We start from the raw sequence: 4,960 nt of genomic DNA, 5'->3' as shown, positions 1-4,960 counted from the left end.
CATTTAATTTGATTAGATTATTCATTTTCATACTCAATTAATTAGACAATCAACATCGAGTTGGTATTCGTAGTCGAAGCTGTGTTATCCTTCTTCGATTCTGAAGCATTTGATTTATTAGAAGAATCGGCTTTTGCGGTTTCTTCTTTCTTTTCTTCCTGTTTTACTTCAGTTTCGTCTTTTTTCTCATCTTCCGTCTTCGCAGAATCTTCAGATGGTGTTAAAGTGGCAGTACTGCCATCTTTTTTTGTTACATCTAAATTGACTTTATCTTCTTTTAAAGAAACATCCACTTTCTTTATATCTACTGTATCTACATCTTTGAATACAAATGTTTTGTCCTGATCCTGTAATCCTACTTTCACGTCCAACTTATCGTTTTCTTTGACAGTGTAATACAAAGTACGTTCTTCTTTGTTTTTTACAGAATCACCATCTTCCAACAAGTTATCACTGAAACTTTCTTCAGAACTTGATTTTGTTTCGAATACTGTGATCTTCTTTCCAGTATTGTTTGTAATCTTCAAAGATTTAGAATCCTTACTTTTTTGACCAATCGTTTTTACTTCATTTTTTTTGGCAACTTCTGTTGTCTTTGTGTCTTTTGTTGAAGAATTTGAACATCCTGTCAACATTCCTCCAGATAATACCATACTAAGAGCTAATGCTCCTGCCATTAAGATTTTATTTGATTTCATTGTATAACCCCCTCTGGAACAAATACATTCGTTCCAATATATCTTTATTTAATCTTCACCAGTTAGAATCTGCTGTTAAAAAACTAAATCTGGATTTGTTTCTTTTGTAGCTTTGTAAGCTTCCAATTTTTCTTGAATCTCTTCTTCTGTATACTTATGCGTGGCAGTACTGCCATCTTCAGTATTCTTCTGTTCCGCTTTAGAAACAACTTCAACATCCTCTACAAGAATCTCTGCCTTATAGATTTTTTTCTCCCTTTTCTTTGGAAAACAGTCTTCCTCATAATATTCCCAGAAAGTCTGTGCATAAGACTGCATGCGTCCTTTGATTTCGATGCGATCACCCTTTTGAGCATATTTCGCCAAGTATTCAGCATTCTGTCCCATTGCAACGAAACCGATATAGTCCTTCAAATAATATCCGTCTTCCCCTTTATAGTTTCTAGATACTGAAACAGAACTACGGATATAAGATTTACCATTTTTATCTTTTTTCAATTCAAGGGGATATCCTAGCACCCCTGAAATTGCTACTGTATTTAACATATTGACCTCCTAGATGGCAGTACTGCCACCATTCAAACAAGAGGGGGTGGACTTACATGGACACTTGGCTGCATCCAATGCCACATCCCGTCTTTAAAACAGACCTATAATGTCTGTAACAATTCATTTGTTAATTCGAAAAATTCATTCAATTTCTCTCGTACATATTCATCATCCTTCAAAGATGAATACTTCGAGTTCACTCTTTCTTCCAAGTGGATCAGAATGTCCTGAGCATTCAAGTTGCTGTTAAAACACAGCGTTTCTGTGAAATCATCGCTCATCATAGGATATGATACATCCACAACAACAGCTCCATTTGATAATGGATGAATGCCATTAATCTCAATCACATTCAAATCCAATGGAAGCTTTTTATATAATTCATCTAAAACCTTTTCAATCATTTCAACATCCCCACTTTTTAAAAAATATTTCAACTGTCATGTAAAACAGACTGCCAATACCAAATGCTATAAGCATCTTCTGAAAAAGAGCAATATAATCTGTTTCACCCGATACAATTTCGATTGTCATTTTTCCACCATAGAATATAGCCAAACCGAGTGAAAATAACAATCCACAACATAAAGTTAGAACAATCACTCCAATTAATACATTGTACGAATTAAAAAACATACTTCACTCCTTTCACTACCATCCAGATTTATGCTGTACTACATCTTTAACATCACTAAAGGAATTCATGAATAGCACACCCCAAAAAAGTACCCTTCACTAGCATGTGAAAGCATGTTGATGTACAACATTATATCAGATCACCTTCACTACGCATGGCATTACAGACTACTATAAAACGTTAACCTTGCCACGAATGACATAGGTGTAATTCAAGTTCATCTGTACTTTCGATATTTCTATCAAGGTCCGTGAATCGACCTTTAAATAGCTGAATATAAAAGGCACTTCGTACCAATTTCGAAGTGCCTTGCTATTCATGTATTCCTTTACAGTTTACATTTTAGCACAGGTTGAAAAAGTACACAAGATATTTTTTCAGTTTTGCACACGCTTTCTATCTCAAGTTTATTATACAACCTTCTTAACACAAAGTTATAAATAATTGAATAAAATATGCTGTTGCATCCTTTATTTTAAAACATCATGGCTGATTCAGATATGTAATAACACATGCCTACCAACCATCCGATAATCGTCTGTGCAAACAATACGATCACTGTGATTACGATGTAGGCAACCAGTGTGAATGTATCTGAGAACATGTTGATTGTATCACTGTCCAACCCACATGCATGAAAACAGACGGTCGCAAAGAGTAACAGCATCCACACTCTAGAAACAAGTGTACTGATTCCTAATAAAAAGCTCAAGAACAATCCAATCATTTGAAATAAGAATGAAATCATTATTCTAAAAAACATTCCAATCAATTCTAATACTACCATCTTTGCACACCTCCGTTTTCCTTTTTCAATCTATCACACCATTTTTCAATCCAATGAATATTCAATTCTTCAAAATCTGTATCCTCTTTATAAAAAATAGCTGTTTCTTTCCATTCATCAAAGCATTTTTTACACATTTCCCCAATTCAATACTGGAATATAGTAAGTATCCTCTATTGTTTGATTGCAGGAATCACAAAGATTGCCAAAACAATCTGCCTCTCTCAATTTAACAATTTCTTCAGCAGGAATCTGATAAACAATACATCCTTGATACCTTTCATTTTCCTTATACTCATAATCTATTCTCACTTTCTTTTTTTTTGGAAGTGACTTCCTATTTTGTTCATTCGTTTTCGTCAAAGTTCTTCATATATCCATTCATTATTGATTTTAAACATAATGAGATGGCTGTAATACGCACCTTTTCCTTGTTCATTGCTCAAATGAAAGCGTACTTTTTCTTCTTTGTTCACATAGATCAAAATATCTAACATGGCTTTAAAATATTCTTGCGTTTCCATGATTCTGATTTCACATCCGCAATCGGACGAAAAACTCAATACATGATCGTATCCACTTTTATCAACAAGAAAGTTTTCACAGCACTGTTGTTCATTATCCCAACAAAAAGCAAATTGTTCTCCTAACTCATTAAATAGAACAAATCCTTCATTGCAATGACTTTCTGAATTTTCGATAAAAGGATACTTTTCCACTTGGATATATCCATTTAAATGTACAGTCTTCATTTCCTTTACCTAACTTCAATTACTTATATTTTTCTAATTACATCATTCTTTTCAGACATTATTTCATTTCCTTTAATCTTTCATCCAATTCAAATCTGTAATTGAATTCTTCGATGTCCTGCAATCCAATGTAGTACAAACAATCAATGTCTTCATGATTGAATACATAACAATGGTCTTTATCCATATATCCTTCAGGCCAATTACATCCTGCATAGTCATAGAGTTTTTTAGTCTTCTCATTCTCCTGAATGCGACCAATAATCATTAATTTCTTTTTTCCTTCTTTTAAAGTGACAACACTTCCGATCGGCAACAAATCTTTCATCCTTTTATCCTCCTAATATCCAAATCTTAAATTGTGACTGAATCCATATGTTTTAGAACATCTGTCATCTGTTGGGCAATCCAATGTACGAAGAAGACTATCAGAAGTCTTCTTCCTACAATCAGACTAGCTAAGGCTAAATACTTCATCCACAAAGTTCTGGTAGTCCTCAGCAACACCAAACTTTGGAGTTTCAAGAAGAATCTTTCGATTCATGGATGCATCGGCAACTGGCTTTCCTTGATAACGAATCACTGTATCAAACATATATTCACCAAATGTCTCGTGAAGGATATCTGTCCATTTATTGTCTACGCCATTGCGGTTCTTCATTGTAATCAGCAGCTTGAAATCATAGCGTAAAGATTCTACTTCCTGCATCCATTGTAGGATCGTATGCAAGGTAGAGTCGATTCCCTGTATTCCTCCTAAACTGATTTTTGTTGGAGCAATAATCAAATCCCCTTCTTTATAGCATGCAGTAATACTATTGAAAGACAGCGAATTTTCAAAAGGCTGGTTATCTAAAAGGATAAAATCATATTCATCTTCCACTTTCTGAATAGCACGTCTTAAACGATTGTAAGGATTGATGGACCCTTTTAATTTGATATCTGTTGTAGATAACGCAACTGAACTCGGAATCAGATCCAAATTTTCAAAACGTGTTTTCTGAATCGCTTCATGAATATCCAGTTTCTGGTCTTCCAACACATCATGGATATCATACTTGTATGGAGTCTGCTTCAAATATTCATGCATTGCTTCATAACATGCAAGGATTCTTGGCTGCCCTTCGCTGATGTACTTGTCAAACAGTTCCTTATATTGACTTGCTCCCTGTTCTGATAAATTGTTATCCAGCCCAAGGATAACGGATGTTGCATTCGATGAAGGATCCATATCAATCAGCAAGACTTTCTTCCCTTTCACAGATAATCCATATGCTAGATTTAAACTCGTTTCTGTTTTTGAAACGCCACCTTTGTTCATTAGAATTGAAATTACTTTTGCCATTTTAAATACCCCTCTTATTTCTATTATTCCCAGTATCCTTGGTCCGTGAAACCAAAGTCATGCAAAATCGTATATAAATCTTCCATCGCATCAACGTCCTTGTTTGGATAGAATGTTACAGAGCAGTCTTTCTGATTGATTTTAACTTTACGACCTGTAGATGCTTTTAAATGTTCCTGAAGACTGTTCAAT

10 protein-coding genes are annotated in these 4,960 nt (G+C 34.4%); all 10 read right to left on the bottom strand.

Annotation, left to right across the window (positions count from 1 at the left end; all coding sequences use genetic code 11):
* Window positions 1–41: 41 nt before the first annotated feature.
* A complete protein-coding gene (locus Q3907_RS10425) occupies window positions 42–698 on the bottom strand; it encodes a hypothetical protein (RefSeq protein ID WP_301898221.1) in 657 nt (218 codons plus the stop codon).
* 75 nt (window positions 699–773) lie between these two features.
* Window positions 774–1,244, bottom strand: a complete 471-nt coding sequence (locus Q3907_RS10420) for a single-stranded DNA-binding protein (RefSeq protein ID WP_278463714.1) — start codon at window positions 1,242–1,244, stop codon at window positions 774–776.
* Between the two features lie 104 nt (window positions 1,245–1,348).
* The gene (locus Q3907_RS10415; protein ID WP_301898220.1) at window positions 1,349–1,651 is read right to left on the bottom strand and encodes a hypothetical protein; all 303 of its coding nucleotides are present in this window, start codon (window positions 1,649–1,651) and stop codon (window positions 1,349–1,351) included.
* Window position 1,652: 1 nt separating this feature from the next.
* Window positions 1,653–1,883 carry a hypothetical protein gene (locus Q3907_RS10410; RefSeq protein WP_278463710.1) on the bottom strand — a complete coding sequence of 77 codons (231 nt, stop codon included), beginning with the start codon at window positions 1,881–1,883 and terminating at the stop codon, window positions 1,653–1,655.
* A gap of 476 nt (window positions 1,884–2,359) precedes the next feature.
* Entirely contained in the window at window positions 2,360–2,671 is a 312-nt protein-coding gene (locus Q3907_RS10405; protein ID WP_301898219.1) for a hypothetical protein, read from the bottom strand.
* Window positions 2,665–2,808 carry a hypothetical protein gene (locus tag Q3907_RS10400; protein ID WP_301898218.1) on the bottom strand — a complete coding sequence of 48 codons (144 nt, stop codon included), beginning with the start codon at window positions 2,806–2,808 and terminating at the stop codon, window positions 2,665–2,667. The genes Q3907_RS10405 and Q3907_RS10400 overlap by 7 nt, the downstream gene beginning before the upstream one ends.
* The gene (locus tag Q3907_RS10395) at window positions 2,801–2,983 is read right to left on the bottom strand and encodes a hypothetical protein (protein WP_301898217.1); all 183 of its coding nucleotides are present in this window, start codon (window positions 2,981–2,983) and stop codon (window positions 2,801–2,803) included. The genes Q3907_RS10400 and Q3907_RS10395 overlap by 8 nt, the downstream gene beginning before the upstream one ends.
* 47 nt (window positions 2,984–3,030) lie before the next feature.
* Window positions 3,031–3,423, bottom strand: a complete 393-nt coding sequence (locus tag Q3907_RS10390; protein ID WP_002611056.1) for a hypothetical protein — start codon at window positions 3,421–3,423, stop codon at window positions 3,031–3,033.
* Window positions 3,424–3,481: 58 nt separating this feature from the next.
* Complete coding sequence (locus Q3907_RS10385) at window positions 3,482–3,751, bottom strand: DUF4176 domain-containing protein (protein ID WP_270474308.1); 270 nt, start codon at window positions 3,749–3,751, stop codon at window positions 3,482–3,484.
* A gap of 126 nt (window positions 3,752–3,877) precedes the next feature.
* Entirely contained in the window at window positions 3,878–4,768 is an 891-nt protein-coding gene (locus tag Q3907_RS10380) for a ParA family protein (RefSeq protein ID WP_270474309.1), read from the bottom strand.
* Window positions 4,769–4,960 lie beyond the last annotated feature (192 nt).

The sequence above is a fragment of the uncultured Holdemanella sp. genome (assembly GCF_958348295.1).
Lineage (GTDB): Bacteria > Bacillota_I > Bacilli_A > Erysipelotrichales > Erysipelotrichaceae > Holdemanella.
The sequence above is the reverse complement of the archived record's forward strand: the minus strand, read 5'-3'. Positions and strand labels throughout refer to the sequence as shown.